The 15,747-nt window shown below is 72.1% G+C and carries 11 protein-coding genes and 1 pseudogene; 5 read left to right on the top strand and 7 right to left on the bottom strand.

The window, feature by feature from the left end:
• Positions 1-97: 97 nt before the first annotated feature.
• A complete protein-coding gene (locus tag HJC40_RS34245) occupies positions 98-1,717 on the bottom strand; it encodes a hypothetical protein (protein WP_250007557.1) in 1,620 nt (539 codons plus the stop codon).
• 476 nt (positions 1,718-2,193) lie between these two features.
• On the opposite strand from HJC40_RS34245, the gene HJC40_RS34240 reads away from it, so the two are divergent.
• Positions 2,194-2,634 carry a hypothetical protein gene (locus HJC40_RS34240; protein WP_250007556.1) on the top strand — a complete coding sequence of 147 codons (441 nt, stop codon included), beginning with the start codon at positions 2,194-2,196 and terminating at the stop codon, positions 2,632-2,634.
• A gap of 77 nt (positions 2,635-2,711) precedes the next feature.
• Here HJC40_RS34240 and HJC40_RS34235 read toward each other — a convergent pair whose 3' ends face one another.
• Positions 2,712-5,480, bottom strand: coding sequence for a BTAD domain-containing putative transcriptional regulator (locus tag HJC40_RS34235; RefSeq protein WP_250007555.1), 2,769 nt, complete (start codon positions 5,478-5,480; stop codon positions 2,712-2,714).
• A gap of 129 nt (positions 5,481-5,609) precedes the next feature.
• Here HJC40_RS34235 and HJC40_RS34230 point away from each other — a divergent pair, with 129 nt between their 5' ends.
• On the top strand, positions 5,610-6,965 hold the full coding sequence (locus HJC40_RS34230) for a VCBS repeat-containing protein (RefSeq protein ID WP_250007554.1): 1,356 nt from the start codon (positions 5,610-5,612) through the stop codon (positions 6,963-6,965).
• An 82-nt stretch (positions 6,966-7,047) separates the two neighbouring features.
• Here the strand turns inward: HJC40_RS34230 and HJC40_RS34225 are convergent, their stop codons facing one another.
• Positions 7,048-7,833: a DeoR/GlpR family DNA-binding transcription regulator gene (locus HJC40_RS34225; protein ID WP_250007553.1), complete on the bottom strand. Its 786-nt coding sequence runs from the start codon at positions 7,831-7,833 to the stop codon at positions 7,048-7,050.
• A 94-nt stretch (positions 7,834-7,927) separates the two neighbouring features.
• On the opposite strand from HJC40_RS34225, the gene HJC40_RS34220 reads away from it, so the two are divergent.
• From HJC40_RS34220 to HJC40_RS34210, 3 genes are read left to right on the top strand one after another with little or no spacing between them, the layout of a single operon-like run.
• Positions 7,928-8,809, top strand: a complete 882-nt coding sequence (locus HJC40_RS34220; RefSeq protein ID WP_250007552.1) for an SIS domain-containing protein — start codon at positions 7,928-7,930, stop codon at positions 8,807-8,809.
• 2 nt (positions 8,810-8,811) lie between these two features.
• Positions 8,812-9,705: a 1-phosphofructokinase family hexose kinase gene (locus HJC40_RS34215; RefSeq protein ID WP_250007551.1), complete on the top strand. Its 894-nt coding sequence runs from the start codon at positions 8,812-8,814 to the stop codon at positions 9,703-9,705.
• A 9-nt stretch (positions 9,706-9,714) separates the two neighbouring features.
• Positions 9,715-10,548 carry a class II fructose-bisphosphate aldolase gene (locus tag HJC40_RS34210; protein ID WP_250007549.1) on the top strand — a complete coding sequence of 278 codons (834 nt, stop codon included), beginning with the start codon at positions 9,715-9,717 and terminating at the stop codon, positions 10,546-10,548.
• A gap of 481 nt (positions 10,549-11,029) precedes the next feature.
• Here the strand turns inward: HJC40_RS34210 and HJC40_RS34205 are convergent.
• The 4 genes and pseudogenes from HJC40_RS34205 to HJC40_RS34190 all read right to left on the bottom strand — a co-directional run.
• Positions 11,030-11,407 (bottom strand): annotated as a pseudogene (locus HJC40_RS34205) (maleylpyruvate isomerase N-terminal domain-containing protein); the annotation flags it as partial.
• An 18-nt stretch (positions 11,408-11,425) separates the two neighbouring features.
• Positions 11,426-12,067 (bottom strand): phosphotransferase family protein, encoded by a 642-nt coding sequence (locus HJC40_RS34200; protein ID WP_250007547.1) that lies wholly within the window; start codon positions 12,065-12,067, stop codon positions 11,426-11,428.
• An 85-nt stretch (positions 12,068-12,152) separates the two neighbouring features.
• Positions 12,153-13,931 carry an ABC transporter ATP-binding protein gene (locus HJC40_RS34195; protein ID WP_250007546.1) on the bottom strand — a complete coding sequence of 593 codons (1,779 nt, stop codon included), beginning with the start codon at positions 13,929-13,931 and terminating at the stop codon, positions 12,153-12,155.
• Positions 13,928-15,727 (bottom strand): ABC transporter ATP-binding protein, encoded by a 1,800-nt coding sequence (locus tag HJC40_RS34190; protein ID WP_250007545.1) that lies wholly within the window; start codon positions 15,725-15,727, stop codon positions 13,928-13,930. Before HJC40_RS34190 ends, HJC40_RS34195 begins: the two co-directional genes overlap by 4 nt.
• Positions 15,728-15,747 lie beyond the last annotated feature (20 nt).

Here is a 15,747-nt window from a genome sequence, read left to right as displayed (position 1 = left end):
CACGGGAGGGTCTTCCGGCAAGACGTCGTTACCGACGTACAGGCAGCCCACAGCTGTCTACTAGGCCGGCAGAACGAGGCCCGGCCGATGCTCGTGTCTACTCCCGGGCCGGACAGACCATGAGCCGCGGCGGCGCCGGTATCTGGGCCGCCGGGGAGCAGTCGAACTGCTCGTCGATCAGCGCCCGCACGTCGGGGGCCGACTTGGGCAGATTGAACCAGTTGGTCTGCACGATCAGATATCGGGCGTCGCGGTTCTCGGTCAGGCAGCGCAGGTTGTCGGCGTAGCTGGGCCGGGTCCGGATCCGCGGCAGCACGGCCCCGCGCTGCAACCACAGCGGCGACGGATACCGGCAACTCGTCGGGTTGCCCACGGCGTGGTTGACGGTGCCGTACGTGAGGTACAGCACCGGAGTGTCCGGGCCGAGCCGCCGGCCCAGCTCGACCTGGGCGGCGTCGGGCGACCGGCCGTTGCGGGCGTTGTAGTTGTAGGTGCTGAAGGCGTACGGGGCACCCTGCAGCACGGGCGGCACCAGGGTGAAGCAGATCGCGACCACGCCGACGGGCCACGGCAGAGACAGCTTCACCCGGCCGGCGAGGAACCACGCGGCACAGGCCAGGGCGAGACCGGCGAGCTCGTACGCCCAGATCACCGGCCGGTCGTGCGCCAGCCGCCAGGGGATGGGCTGACGCACCAGCACGAGGCTGACGACGGTGACGACGACCGCGGAGGCCACGAGCGGCACCCGGAACCCCGGGCAGAGGGCGAAGGCCGCGCCGCACACCCCCGCGGCGAGCACGACGCTGGACGCGAAGTGGTACATGTAGAACTCGCCCTGCCCGTACGCGGGAGCCAGCGTCATGGCGAAACCGGCCACCGCGACCGCGAGGCCCACCCATTGCCGGCGGCCGGTCTCGCGCCGGACCAGAGCCACCGCGGCGGCCGGCGCCAGCACCAGGATCGGGCTGAGCACCGCCGCGTCGCCGATCGCGACGCGCAGCCGGTGCAGGTCCTCGCGGTAGATGCCCTGCGGTTTGCTGTGCACGAGGTTGGCCAGATCCTGCAGCCAGATCCATTCCCAGGGCTGGAACTGCCGGACCAGCACATACCAGACAGCGACCCAGATCACCGTGGACAGCGCCGCCCAGGCGGCGCGGCGCCGGTCGAGAACCGCGATGACGAGCAGGGCCACCAGGGCGACGGGGAACGTGGAAGCCTTGACCGCCACGACGAGCATCGCGGCCGCACCGGCGAGCAGCGCGCCCAGCCACAGCCGCCGGGGTGCGCACGCGGCGCCGACCGCCAGCGCGGCGGCGACCGCGGCGACCCAGTCGGGCGAGAGGAAGTGCCAGGGCGGCGCGACGATCAGGGCCAGGCCGGTCGCGCCCGCAGCCCCGGCCGCCAACGGCAGTCCGGCCACGCGCCGGACACCCACGAACAGCAGCGCGACCACGGCGACGACCACGACGTACGTCTCGAGCCGCATCACCAGGTGGGTCGCGTCCGACGAGGATTCCCCGACGAACGGAAGGCGGCCCTTGTCGAGCCCGGCCATCAGCAGTTTGTAGGCGAGTGGCCGCGAGACGAAGATGTCCCAGAAGTTGACCCCGCCCTGGCCCGACGTCTCGAGGCCGCCGAGAGCGTATCGCACGTCGCCGTTCAGATTCGACAGACTGGCCACCACGATCGCCGCCAGCGCGGCGAGCGCGGCCGTCACCGCACCGACCGTCCGCGCCGTTCCCCCGTGCACCCTGTTCATCCAACGCTTTCGGTCGTGTTGTCACGCCGTGCACCAGTTGCGTCGCAGACCCGGAGAACCGGTCATGAAGCATGGATCGGGCGAGAATCTCCTTCAGGTTTGTCGACCGCTTCAGACTAGGGCCGAAGCGGGCCGGCGACTACCCGTCTGTGAACTCGACGGCCGACGGCCCGGGCTCACAGCAACGCGCGGACCGCCGTCGCCCGCCATGTCGGGCAGCCGGGCGGAGCGCCCGGTCGGCCGGGTTGGCCACATTGTGGTCGACCTGTCCGCCCCTGCGCTGCCGCGCCCATCGATGCTGACCAACCGATGGAGCCGCCGCAAGGATTCCGCAAGCGAGGTGTGCGAGCTTGGCGTGAGTGGTCCGAAGACGGTACGGCGGGCCGCCGAGGCAGCTCCGCTGTTGTCTCGACATCCATGACATGGGGAGAGTTATGCGACTCGCAAGAAAGCTGGCGTCATTGGCTATCGCCACATTGGCGATCACCGCCGGATCGCTGGTGGCGACCACCGTTCCGGCCAGTGCTGCGGGTACATGCCGCACCGTGTACAGCACTGCGGCTTGGAGAGTTCAGCCCTGCGTCTACGGGTACTACTACTCCGCTGCGCACGGCTACGCCTTGACGGGAGCTAACGCGAAGGTCGAACGCAAGCCTGCCGGCTGTGCGACCTACCGCGTCTACTTGGTGGACGCGAACAATGTCCAACGATTCAGCACAAGCGCCCGGCCGTGCGTGGTCGGACTGTCCAAGCCCGTGGAAGTCTGGAACGGCGAGTTCGGCGGCGGTAACGTCATGGCGCGTTTCATCGCCTACAACAGCAGTGGCGCCACGATTCTGACCCTCGATACGCCGTATATCCACACGACATACTAAGAGAACTATCGATGTATGTGAGCGGTCGAGTACTTGGTCAAGAAAGCTGACGAAATCGTGCGGAAGAGCTGACCGGGTCAGTGGCGGACGCCCAGACGGTCCACCAGCGTCTGGGCGTCCGGGTGGCCGAGCTCGTCGAGGATGTCGTAGGCCTCGGTCCAGGCGGCGTGGGCGGCGCCCGGGTCGCCGGCATCGCGGTGACTGTCGCCGAGGTGGATCCAGGACTCCGACTCGGCGTACCGGTCGCCGAGCTCGCGGAACAGGGCGATCGCCTGTCCGAAGCACTCGGCCGCCTCCGCCGACCGGCCGAGCTGATGATGGACGAACCCGATGCTGTCCCAGGTGTCGGCCTGCCCCGCCCGTTCGTTCATCTCCTGCTGCAGGCCCAGCGCCTCCCGGCACGACTCGAGCGCCTCGGCGTGCTCGCCGAGCTGCGCCCGGTACCAGCCGATCTGGTTGAGCACATTGGCCAGCCCGGCGCGGTGGCCGGTGTGCTCGTGGTGCGACCGGGCCCGGCCCGCGTGGGCGAGCGCCCTGCGGTACTCGTGCCGCCGGCCCCACAACCCGGCCAGCAGATATTCCACCGCGCCCTGGCCGCGGCGGTTGCCGTCGGCGACGTAGAGCTCGAGCGCCCGGGTGAAATGGGCGTCGGCCTCGGCATACCGGCCGAGCTGCAGGCTGACATGGGCGACACCGCAGTGCGACCCGGCGAGGGCGACCGGGTCGTCCGTTCCCTCGGCCGCGGTGAGCGCGGCCCGCCAGACCGCCGACCGTTCCAGCCACTGCCCGCGCCGGTGCAGGCAGTGGTCGAGCAGCCAGGCCAGCTGGTAGGCGTACCGGCCGTGACCGGCCACGGCGGTGTGCACGACCGCGACCAGGACGGCGCTCTCGGCGTCGAGCCAGGCGGTGGCCTCGGCGGCGCCGCTGATCGGCTCGGGTCGCACGTGCGCGGCGGGCGGGCCCAGCGGCACGTCGAGAGCGGGCCGCAGCGGCTGCAGGAGCCGGTCGACCCGCTGCGCGGTGTACGCGTAGTGGTCGAGCATCCGCACGGTGACGGCGTCGCGCTCGGCGGGGGCGTCGCTGTCGCGGTGCAGGCGGGCGGCGTAGGCGCGCAGCAGATCGTGGAAGGCGTACCGGCCGGGGTGGGGTTCGGCCAGCATGCCGGCCCGCACCAGCTCGGCGAGCACCCGCCGGGCGGCGATCACCTCGAGCGCCCCGAGACCGGCCGCCGCCTCGGCCGAGAGGTCCGGGCCGGGATGGCGGCTGAGCTGCCGGAAGAGCCGCTGGGCCGAGGCGCTGATCGCGACGTACGACGTGGCGAAGACACCGCGGAGGCGGCCGGACGGGTCGCCGAGCTCGAAGGTCTCCAGCGGATCGCCGGGGCGCCGCAGCTCGGCGGCCAGGCTGCGCAGCGGGAAGCCGGTCCGCGCGGCCCGGGCGGCGGTGATCGCCAGCGCGAGCGGGAGCCGGGCGCACGACTCGATGATGCGGTCGACGGCGTGCACCTCGGCGTCGACGCGGGCCGCCCCGATGCGGCGCCGCAGCAACTCGCGGGCCTCGCCGTCGGGCAGCAGGCCCAGGTCGACCGGCTCGGCGGCGTGGCTGATGACCAGGTCGGTGAGCTGGTCACGGCTGGTGACGACGACCATCGTGCCGGGCGCGGCGGGCAGCAGGGGACGAACCTGCCCGGCGTCGCGGGCGTTGTCGAGCACCACCAGCAGTCGCCGGCCGGCCGTGACACCGCGCAGCAGCGCCGACTGGGCGTCCAGTCCGGCGGGCCGGTCGCCGGCGCGGACGCCGAGCGTCTCGAGCAGGCCGGCCAGCGCCTCGGCGGCCGCCACGGGGCCCGACTCGTCGTAGCCGCGCAGGTTGACGTACAGCTGGCCGTCCGGGAAGTGCCGGACGGCCGTGTGGGCCCAGTGCACGGCCAGGGTCGTCTTGCCGACGCCCGGGGTTCCGGAGACCACCGCGATCGTCGCCGACGCGCCGGCGGCGGCCCCGGCGAGCACGGCATCGAGGCGGGCGAGCGCTGCGGTGCGCCCGGCGAAACCGGCCACGTCGGTGGGCAGCTGGGCCGGGGCCGCGGACGCCGGCGAGAGGACCGCGACGGGCCGCTGTCCCGCACCGCGCAGGATCGCCCGGTGCAGGTCCTGCAGCTCACGGCTCGGGTCCACGCCGAGCTCCCCGGCCAGCCGCTGACGGATGTCGTCGTAGTGGTGGAGCGCGTCGGCCGGCCGGTGGGCCGCGGCCAGGGCCCGCATCCGGATCGCGGCCAGCGGCTCGACCAGCGGATGCTCGCCGGCCAGCCGCTCCGCCGTCGCGAGGGCCGCTTCCGGCCGGTCGAGACGCAGCTCGGCCTGCGCGAGGGCGACCACGGCGCTGATCAGGTGCCGGTCCATCTCGCTGCGGACCTGTTCGACCCACTCGCCGCCGAGGCCGCCGAGCGGGGTGCCGCGCCACAGGGCGACGGCCCGCCGCAGCAGCGCCACCCGCTGGTCGTCGTGACCGGCGGCGCGGGCCCGCTCGGCCAGATCGCGGAAGACGTGCAGGTCGACCCGGCCGGCGTCGAGGGTCAGCCGGTAGGAACCCGACTCGAAGACGATCGTCCCGGCGCCGGCGCCGGTGAGCACCCGCCGCAGCCGGGTGATGTGGGCGTGCAGGGACTGGCGCGCTCCGGCCGGGGGCTCGTGACCCCAGACCCGGTCGATCAGGGTGGGCAACGACACCGGCCGCCCGGCGTCGACCCCGAGCCCGGCCAGCACCGCGCGCTGCCGGGGCTGGCCGGCGTCGAAACGCGTCTGCCCGGCCCGCACCTCGACCGCGCCCAGCAGTCGCAGTTCGGTCACCGAGGCCCTCCCGTTCTACCCCCGCGCGCGGCCATCCATCGAAGCACAAGGATTTCACAAGCGTCCCGGCCAGCGACCGGGCCCACGGTGGCTGTGCCCTTCCCACCGCCAGAAAGGCCCGTCCTGCCCATGAAGACCCTTCCGCGTCAGCTCGCCGCCGCGCTCACCACCGGCGTCGTCACACTCACCGCCATCACCCTGACCGGCGTGCCCGCTCAGGCCGCCTTCGACTCCGAGCGGGGTGGCCCGATCACCCGGGCCGAAGTGATCGAACGAGCCAGGTACTGGGTGATCAACCAGCCCGGCGGGTACGAGGACGCACCGGCGCCCGGCCCCGGCGGCGACACCAGGCGCTACCGCCTGGACTGCTCGGGCTACGTCAACATGGTGTGGCACACCAGCTGGGACCCGCAGTACAACACCGCCGCCCTGCCCAACCACACCACCGCCATCGCGAAGGCCGATCTGAAGCCGGGCGACATCCTGAACTACCCGGCCGCGCACACCGTCATCTTCGAGTCGTGGGCCAACAAGGCGCACACCCGCATCAACTACTACTCGTTCGGTTCCACGCCGGTGAAGAGGAGGGCCAACGTGTCCCTCTACTCCGGACTGATCGACAGCCACGCCGCCGGCAACTACGACGCCCTGCGCTATCCCAAGATCGTCGACGCGCCCGCGGAGCCGGTCAAGCCGCAGCTGGCCGACGTCACCGGGGACGGCTACACCGACCTGCTCACGATCTCGGCCGGCGGCGTCCTGAGCCTGTACGCCAACAACATCGAGCGCGACGGCACGCCGTACGGCACCGCGAAGCCGGCCGGGCAGGGCTGGAACACCCTTGCGAAGGTCATCCCGGCCGACGTCACCGGGGACGGCTACCGCGACCTGATCGGGGTCACGGCGAGCGGGCAGATGACGCTCTACGCCAACAACATCGAACGGGACAACGGCACGCCGTACGGGTCGTCGGTGCCGATCGGTCAGGGCTGGAACGCGTACGAGCAGATCATCCCGGCCGATGTGACCGGTGACGGCTACACCGACCTGATCGGCAAGAAGTCCGACGGCACCCTGCACCTCTACGGCAACAACCTCGCGCGCGACGGCAAGGCGTACGACAAGTCGGTGCCGATCGGTCAGGGCTGGAACGCGTACGAGCGGATCATCCCGGCCGACGTCACCGGCGACGGCTACACCGACCTGGTCGCGGTCACGGCCGGCGGCGTGATGACCCTCTTCGCCAACAACATCGAGCGCGACGGCAAACCGTACGACAAGTCGACCTCTCTCGGCCAGGGCTGGAACACCACGGAGAAGATCATCCCGGCCGACGTCACCGGCGACGGCTACACCGACCTGATCGGCCAGAAGTCCGACGGCACCCTGCACCTCTACGGCAACAACCTGGCCCGCGACGGCAAGGCGTACGACAAGTCGGTCCCGATCGGCCAGGGCTGGAACGGCTACACCGAGATTCTCTGATCCGGCCCGGACCGGTCGGCGACAGACAGCCGAGGCCGCCCGACCGGGGGCGGCCCGGCATCTGACGACGCGAACCGCCGGATCAGGCCTGGATGACGCGGACCCCCGCCTGCTCGATCAGGGTCACTTCCTCGGGCGGGGCGCCGGCGTCGGTCACGACGACCTGGATCGCCTCGACGGCGCAGATCCGGGCGAAGGCGTGCCGGCCCAGCTTGGACCCGTCGGCGACGACGATCACCTGGGCGGCCTGCTCGGCCAGGAGCCGGTTGATGTCGGCCTCGCCCTCGTGATGACAGGTGGCCCCGTGCCCGGCGTCGAGCCCGCTGACGCCGAGCACCGCGGTGTCGATGGTGATGCGCCGGAAGATGTCGGTGGCCAGCGGCCCGATCAGCTCGAAGGACTGGGTGCGGGCCACCCCGCCGGTGGAGACGACCTTGACGTGCGGGCGGACCACCAGCTCGTTGGCGATGTTGAGCGCGTTGGTCACCACGGTGAAGCCCGGGCCGCCCGACGGGCCGTCCAGGTCGGCCTGGGTGGCCAGCGCCCGGGCCACCTCGGTCGTGGTCGTGCCGCCGTTGAGCCCGACGGTGGCGCCCGGCTCGATCAGGGCCGCCGCGGCGGCGGCGATGCGCTGCTTCTCGCCCGCGTTGCGCGCGACCTTGTATCGCAGCGGCAGTTCGTAGGCGACGGTGTGGGCGACGACGCCCCCTCGGGTGCGGGTGACCATCTGCTGCTGGGCGAGCTCGTCGAAGTCGCGCCGGATCGTCGCGGCGGACACGTCCAGCTCCTGCGCGGCGTCCTCGATGCTCAGCCGTTTCCGGTCGGACACCAGCTCCAGCAGGGTGCTCCAGCGCTCGTGCTTGCTCACGCGGCCAGCATCTCAGCTCTCGCGTCAGATGCAAATCAGTGATCTAATCTGCAACATCAGGGTCTTTTTCTTGCGACAAGTTGCAGGAGGCATCATGGCCGGGTCCCACACCGAACGCGAGATCGCCAGTCAGCCGGACTGCTGGCGTCGTGTGACCTCCGACGCCGGCGCGGCCGGGCTGCCGCAACCCGGGGAACGGGTCGCGGTGGCCGGTTGCGGCACGTCGTGGTTCATGGCCCAGGCGTACGCGTCCCTGCGCGAGACGACCGGCCAGGGCCCGACCGACGCGTACGCGGCCTCGGAGTTCCCGGCCACCCGCGACCACGACCGGGTGCTCGTGCTGAGCCGCTCCGGCACCACGACCGAAGTCCTCGACCTGCTGGCCCGGCTGCGCGGCCGGACGCCGACCACCGTCGTCACGGCCGACGGGACCAGCCCCGTCACGCGGGCCGCCGACAGCGTGATCGTGCTCGGGTACGCCGATGAGGCCTCCGTCGTCCAGACCCGGTTCGCCACCACCCAGCTCATCCTGCTCCGCGCCGCCCTGGGCCTGGACACCGCGGCCGCCGTGGCCGACGCGGAGCGGGCGCTGACCGAGCCGCTCGGCGACGAGGTGGTGGCGGCCGAGCAGGTCACCTTCCTGGGCAGCGGCTGGACGTACGGGCTGGCCCAGGAGGCGGCGCTGAAGATGCGCGAGGCGGCCGGCGCGTGGACCGAGGCGTACCCGGCGATGGAGTACCGGCACGGGCCGATCAGCATCGCCGCGCCCGGCCGGGTGGTGTGGATGTTCGGCCCGGCCCCGGCCGGCCTGGCCGAGCAGGTCCGCGCGACCGGGGCCACGTTCGTCACCAGCGACCTCGACCCGCTGGCCGATCTGATCCGGGCACAACGGCTCGCGGTGGCCGTGGCGCTCCGGCGCGGACTGGATCCGGACCAGCCACGTCACCTGACCCGCTCGGTCATCCTGCCGGACTGACCGTGATCGTCACCGTCACGCTCAACGCGGCGCTCGACATCACGTACGGGGTGACCCGTCTCGACCTGGGCGACACCAACCGGGTCGGTCAGGTGCACGAGCACCCGGGCGGCAAGGGCCTCAACGTGGCCCGCGTGCTGCACGCGCTGGGCGAACCGGTCCTGGGGTGCGGGCTGCTCGGCGGCCGCACCGGTGACATCGTCCGGAGTCGGTTGCGGCGCACCGGGATCAACGTCGCCTTCACTCCCATCGGTGGCGAGTCGCGGCGGACGGTGACCCTGGCCGAGGGCGGCCGCACGACCCTGCTCAACGAGCCGGGGCCCCAGATCACCGCGGCCGAGTGGCGAAGGTTCCGCAGCGACTTCGAGGACCTGCTGGACCGTACGGGGGCGAGCGTCGCCGTGCTGTCCGGGAGCCTGCCGCCCGGCGTGCCGCCCGACGCGTACCGGATCCTGGCCGACGCCTGCCACAGCGGCGGAACCCGGGTCATCCTGGACGCCGACGGCGAAGCTCTCGGTCACGGGCTGGCCGGGCGGCCCGACATCGTCAAACCCAACGCCGGTGAGCTGGCCCGGCTCGGGCGCACGGCGGCCGAGGTCCGCGCGGCCGGTCCGGGCGCCGTCGTGCTGTCCCGCGGCGCGGACGACCTGCTGGCGCTGACCCCCGACGGCGACTGGACCGCCACCCCACCGCGGATCAGCGGCAACCCGACCGGCGCCGGCGACGCCCTGGTGGCCGCCCTGGCCCGCGGGCTGGCGCACGGCTGGAGCTGGCCGGCCCGGCTGCGGCACGGCGTCGCGCTGTCCGCCGCGGCGGTGCGGTCCGAGGTCGCCGGCGCGTTCGAGCCCGACACGTACCGCTCGCTGCTCCCCCACATCCGGCTGCGACCCCTGTGAAGGACTGTCATGCCCCTGGTGCGCATCGCTGACATCGTCACGCCCGCGGCCGCCGATCGCCGTCCGGTCGGCGCCTTCAACGTCGTGCAGCTCGAACACGCCGAGGCCATCGTCGCCGGCGCGGAACAGGCCGGGGCCCCGGTCGTCCTGCAGATCAGCGAGAACTGCGCCCGCTACCACGGCGCGCTGGCCCCGATCGGCGCGGCCGCCCTGGCCGTGGCGCGGGCGGCCGCCGTGCCGGTCGCCGTCCACCTCGACCACGCCACCACGGCCGAGCTGGTCCGCGAGGCGGTCGAGCTGGGTTTCGGCTCGGTCATGTACGACGCGTCCGCCCTCGGCCACGACGACAACGTGGCCGCCACCCGTCAGGTCGCCGGCTGGTGCCACGACCGCGGCGTCTGGGTGGAGGCCGAGCTGGGCGAGATCGGCGGCAAGGACGGCGTGCACGCGCCGGGCGCCCGCACCCGCCCCGACGAGGCAGCCGCCTATGTGGAGTCCACCGCCGTGGACGCGCTGGCCGTGGCGGTCGGCAGCTCCCACGCCATGCTGACCCGCGACGCCGTCCTCGACCTGGAGCTCATCGCCGACCTGCACGCCGTGGTCCCGGTTCCGCTGGTGCTGCACGGTTCGTCGGGTGTCCCCGATGCCACGCTCACCGCGGCGGCCCGGCGGGGCATGACCAAAATCAACCTGGCGACACACCTGAACCGGGTCTTCACCGAGGCAGTGCGCGACCATCTGACCCGCGAGCGACACACAGCCGACCCGCGAAAGTACGGGGCGACCGGCCGGACGGCGCTGGGCCGCGAGGTGACCCGGCTGCTGACCGACGTGCTGGTCTGAGCTTGCCGTTCAACCTCGAACGCGGGTAGGAGCGTAGGCGAGCCCGGCTCCCGTCCGCATCGTCGGTCGCGCGATGCCGGCCCAGGATTAGGGCGTTGTCCGCAGGCTGAGCGGATGGAGGTTACGGTCGCGCGGACCGTACGTGCTTCCGTGAGCGCCTTCGGTGAACCGTCGCGATCATGATGGCGAGTGCCACGACTCCGGGGACGCAATGAACAGCAAGGACACCGGCCAGACTCGGACCGCCCCAGTCCTTGGCGTAGCTGGCTGGGTCAGACGGATCGATGACGAACGGTTCGACCGCTGCTCGTACGACGAAGTAGAGGCCGATGACGAAGCCGATGATCCACAGAGCCTTCTTCACGCCCAGAGTTCCCCATCTATGTCGCCGATTGATGCACCGACCGTACGGGTTTGCTGCAACTTCCAGGCAGGGCGGGCCGAGGCGCGCAGGATCGGTTCGACCTCACGAGATGAGCGGTCAAGGGCGCGGTGCCGTCTCCTCAGGGGTGACCGGCGCACGGCCGCCGGCCTTGCGCAACAGTGTCACCGGATCCCAGCCGAGCGTGCTGACAGCCGATTGCCAGTCGGTACCGAAGAGCAGCCCCTGCAGATGGTGCGCGGCCGGTGCCGTCAGCCATGGCTGCATTCCCAGGGCGTCGGCGACGTCGAGACCGTGGACGGCCAGCTCGACCACGCGGGTGGTGAGGAAGTCCGTCAGCAGCATGGCGTCGCCGTGCCGGGTCTGCACGATCCGGCCGGCGCGTTCGGAGCGGCAGACGGTGTTCACAGTCGTCGCCGTCTCCGCCAGGTACTGCACGACCGTGGCGCCGTCGAGCCCGGCCGCGCGGCCGCGTGCCGTTTCGACCCGGCGCCGTCACAACCGCGAGACTGCCGCCCGGAGGAAGTCGTCGCGCCGTTGCGCCGCCTGCGGGTTGTAGGAGCCGGTGGGTGTGTTGAGCGCGGCCACCGCGTCCCAGTAGGCGACGGCGCCGGCCCTCGTGCCGGTGGCCCGCTCCCAGCCGTCGAGCACGTGGGCCGGGGCGTCCGGGCTGTAGATCATTGCGACCTGCTTGCGCAGCTCGCCGAGGTCCACGCCGGGATCGCCGACGCCGGCGGTTTTCCAGTCGATCAGCGCGTGCACCCGGTCGCCGCCGGCCATCGTGTTGCCGGGCCACACATCGCCGTGGACCAGGACGGCCGGACCGGTGGGCGGCGTGATCGCCTGGACCCGCTCGTCGGCACGGCGGAGCAGATCGGTGGTCGGCATCGCCCCGATCCGGCGCTCCCGGGCGAAGTCGTCCACCGCGATGGGCCGCGCCCGCATCGGCAGCCCCGGTCGCGGTCCCAGGCCGACCGCGTGCACCCGGGCGATCGCGGCCCCGGCGCTGCGCAGAAAGGCGGCCGACGGCGCGGCGGGCCAGCTGCTCGATCCGGGGACGACCGACTCCAGGCCGGCCGGCACCCCTGATCCGGTCGCCCAGTCGCGCCGCCAGCCACGCCGGCAGCGACCTCTCATCTTTCCCGCACCGCACGACTCTGCACCGGCCCCGGGTACCGGTCAACCGAGCTTTGCCGGGGCGGGTGCTGCATCCCGGTGGCGGTCAGGTCCCGCTGTCCCGCCAGGCCGTGTGCAGCTCGGCGAACCGGCCCCGATTGTTGATGAGCTCGCCGGGCGGGCCGTCTTCGACGATGCGCCCACCGGCCATCATCAGGACCCGGTCCGCGATGGACACCGTGGACAGACGGTGTGCGACGACCAGGGCGGTTCGTCCCCGCAGCACGGTCCTCATCGCCTGCCGGACCAGTCTCTCGCCGGGGAGGTCCAGGGAAGGGGTGGCCTCATCGAGAATCACCACGGCCGGGTCGGCCGGCAGGACGCGGGCCAGCGCCACCAACTGCCGCTGTCCGGCGGAGATCCGGTGCCCACCGGCCTGGATCCGGGTGTCGTACCCGTCGGGCAGCCGGCTGATGAACTCGTGCGCACCGACGGTTCGAGCCGCCTGCTCGACCTCCGCGCGGCCGGCGCCGGGCCGGCCCAGCGCGATGTTCTCGGCGATGGTGCCGGAGAACAGGAAGGCCTCCTGCGTGACCATCACCACGGCGCGCCGCAGATCGGCCGTGGCGAGGTGGCGCAGGTCGACGCCGTCGAGGAGAACCCGGCCGTGGGTGGGGTCGTGGAAGCGGGCCAGCAGCTTGGCGAGGGTGGTCTTGCCCGCGCCGGTGGCGCCGACGACGGCTACGGTCTGTCCGGAGACCAGGGTCAGGTCGAATCGTGGCAGGACTTCGACGCCGGTGGGGTACGCGAAGGCGACCTGCTCGAAGACGACGGTCCGGCCCGGATGCCGGGCGGTGCCGGCCGGCAGCGGCCGGGGCCGGTCTGGTTCACCGACGGTGGACCGCTGGGCCAGCAGAGCCGCGATCTTCTCCAGGGACGCGAGGGCCGACTGGTAGGCGTCCAGGACGCCGCCCAGTTTCAGGGGGTCGTCGTACAGGCGGCGCAGGTAGAGCACGACGGCGGCGAACACGCCCAGCTCCAGGCCGTCGGCGGCGACCCGGAAGGCGCCCCACGTGACCAGTACGGCGATGCCGAGGTTGGCCACCAGCCGCGACGAGGTCACATACCGCGCCATCACCAGCTCGGCGTCACCGTTGACGCGGGCGTGCCGCTGGTCGAGCCGGACGAAGGACCGGTCGTTGGACGTCTCCAGCCGGAACGACTGCACGGCACGGATGCCGGCGAACGTCTCCGCGTACTTCGCCGTGACGGCGGCCGTCGCGCTCGACCGCTCGCTGTAGACCCGGTACGCCCGGCGCCGGAACGCGCGGACGGTCAGGTACAGGGGCCCGCCGACCGCGATGGCCGCCAACCCCAGCGGCCAGTCCAGGTAGAGCAGGATGGCGGAGATGTACACGGTGGTCAGGAACGCTCCGACGATGTCCTGCAGGCCGTTGGCGAGCAGGTTGCGCAACGCCTGAACGTCGCTGGTGGCTCGGGAGGTCAACCGGCCCGAGGTGTACCGCTCGTGGAAGTCGACGCTCAGAGCCTGCGCATGGGTGAAGATCCGGACGGTCAGATCGGCGATCACGTCTTGGCCGACCCGGGCCGAGGCGCGGACGAAGGAGTACTGCAGCCCTCCTGAGGCCACCGCGAACAGCAGGTACCCGAGGCAGACCGCCAGGAGCGGGCCACGGTCGTGCACCCGAAGGGCTGGAACCGCCCGATCGATCGCGAAGGCGACCAGCAGGGGGCCGCTTTGCGAGATCGCACGCTGGAGGAACAACAGCAGACCGGTCGCCACCACCCGGCGGCGGTGCGGCCGCACGAGAGAGGCCAGCAGAGCACGTGACGCGTTCCCGCGTACGGGTGGCAGCTCCGTCACGAGGCCGGTGCTCCCTCGCCGGCCCCGCCCCGCCGCGGCGGGGGCTCGATCCCCGACATGAGCCGGGCGTATTCGGAGTCGGTGCTGAGCAGCTGCTGGTGAGTGCCCACAGCGACGACACGTCCGTCGCGGAGCAGGGCGACCCGGTCGGCCAGACGGGCCGTCGACGGCCGGTGGGCCACGATCAGCGCCGTCGTGGTGGCGAGCACGTGGCGCAACGCGTTCTCCACCGCGGCCTCGGTGTGGATGTCCAGCGCCGAGAGGGGATCGTCGAGAACCAGCAGACGCGGGCGGCCGGCGACAGCCCGGGCCAGGGCGAGCCGCTGGCGTTCCCCACCGGAGAGGGTCGAACCCCGCTCGCCGAGCTGCGTTCGCGCCCCCGAGGGCAGCCGGCCGACGAAACCGTCGGCCTGCGCGATTCGCAAGGCTCGGGCCCCGTCCGCCTCGGTGGCGGCCTCCCCACCCATCAGGATGTTCTCCAGGACCGACCCGGAGAAGAGCGTGGGGTCCTCGAAGGCGACGGCAACCATGGATCGCAGCCGCGACCGCGTCAGGCCGGCGATGTCCTGGCCGTCGAGCGTGATGCGTCCTCCCGTCGGCTCGTACAACCGGGGCACCAGGCCGGCGAGGGTGGTCTTGCCGCTGCCCGTGGCGCCGACCAGGGCCATCGTCTCGCCGGCTTCGATCCTCAGATCGACGCCCCGCAGCACCTCCGGATCGCCCGGCGACGTACCCGGATAGCGAAAGCGCACGTTCTCGAAAGCGAGCGCCGCCGGACCCGATGGTGGCCCGGGATCGGCGGCGGGTGGGCGCTCCTGGGTCGGCCGGGGCTCGTCCATGATCTCGTGGTAGCGGTCGGCCGCGGTCGCCGCGTGGTTGCTCATCGCCAGCAGCGCTCCGGTCGATTCCACCACCGGGAGCAGGACCAGCGCGGTCGTCAGGAAGGCCAGCAACGTCCCGGCGGACAGCGTCCCGTCGGCAACCTGCACCACACCCGACGCCAGCGTCGCCCCGACCGCGAGCTCCGGAAGCAGGACGAACATCCCGGACAGGATCGCGACCAGACGTGCCTTCCTCAGCTCGACGCCGCGGGTTTCGGACACCAGTTTCCGGAAGGCACTGATCTGACTGTCGTGCCGGCCGAAGCCCTTGATCACCCGGATGCCCAGAATCGACTCGCCGATCAGCGTCGTCAGGTCCCCGCTCAGGTCCTGTGCGCGGCGCGAGGCCGGCGCATGCCGTGTCTGGAACCACGAGGACAGCAGGATCAGCGGCACGACCGGCGCCAGCAGTAGCAGCCCCAGCATCCATTGCTGCGCCAGCAGGACGGCGCACGCGGCTACGAACGTCACGGCGTTGACCGCCAGGAACGGGAGCGGAAACGACAGCCAGCCCCGCACCAGGCCGAGATCCGCGATGCCCCGGGAGAGGAGCTGGCCCGACGACCAGCGATCGTGGAAGGCGATCGGCAGCCGCTGAAGTCGCCGGTACAGCGCTTCCCGCATCGACGCCTCGACCTGGGCGAGCGGCCGCGCGGTCAGCCGGCGGCGGAGACCGAAGATCCCCGCCTCGACGGCGCCCAGCAACGCCAGGACCGCTCCACCGAGCCAGATACCGGACGGATCACCGTCGGTGAGGGGACCATCCACCAGCCACTTCAGGACCAGCGGCATGACCAGTGCCGCACACGAGGCGAGGATGGCCAGGACGCCGGCCAGGACCAGCCGGACCCGGACCGGCCGCACGTGCGGCCACAACCGCAGGAGCGACCGTGCAGCAGAACGTCGGCCGGCCACGCCGCAGACCGTACGTCGAC

Source organism: Actinoplanes sp. M2I2, assembly GCF_023544445.1.
Taxonomy (GTDB): Bacteria; Actinomycetota; Actinomycetes; order Mycobacteriales; family Micromonosporaceae; genus Actinoplanes.
The sequence above is the reverse complement of the archived record's forward strand: the minus strand, read 5'-3'. Positions and strand labels throughout refer to the sequence as shown.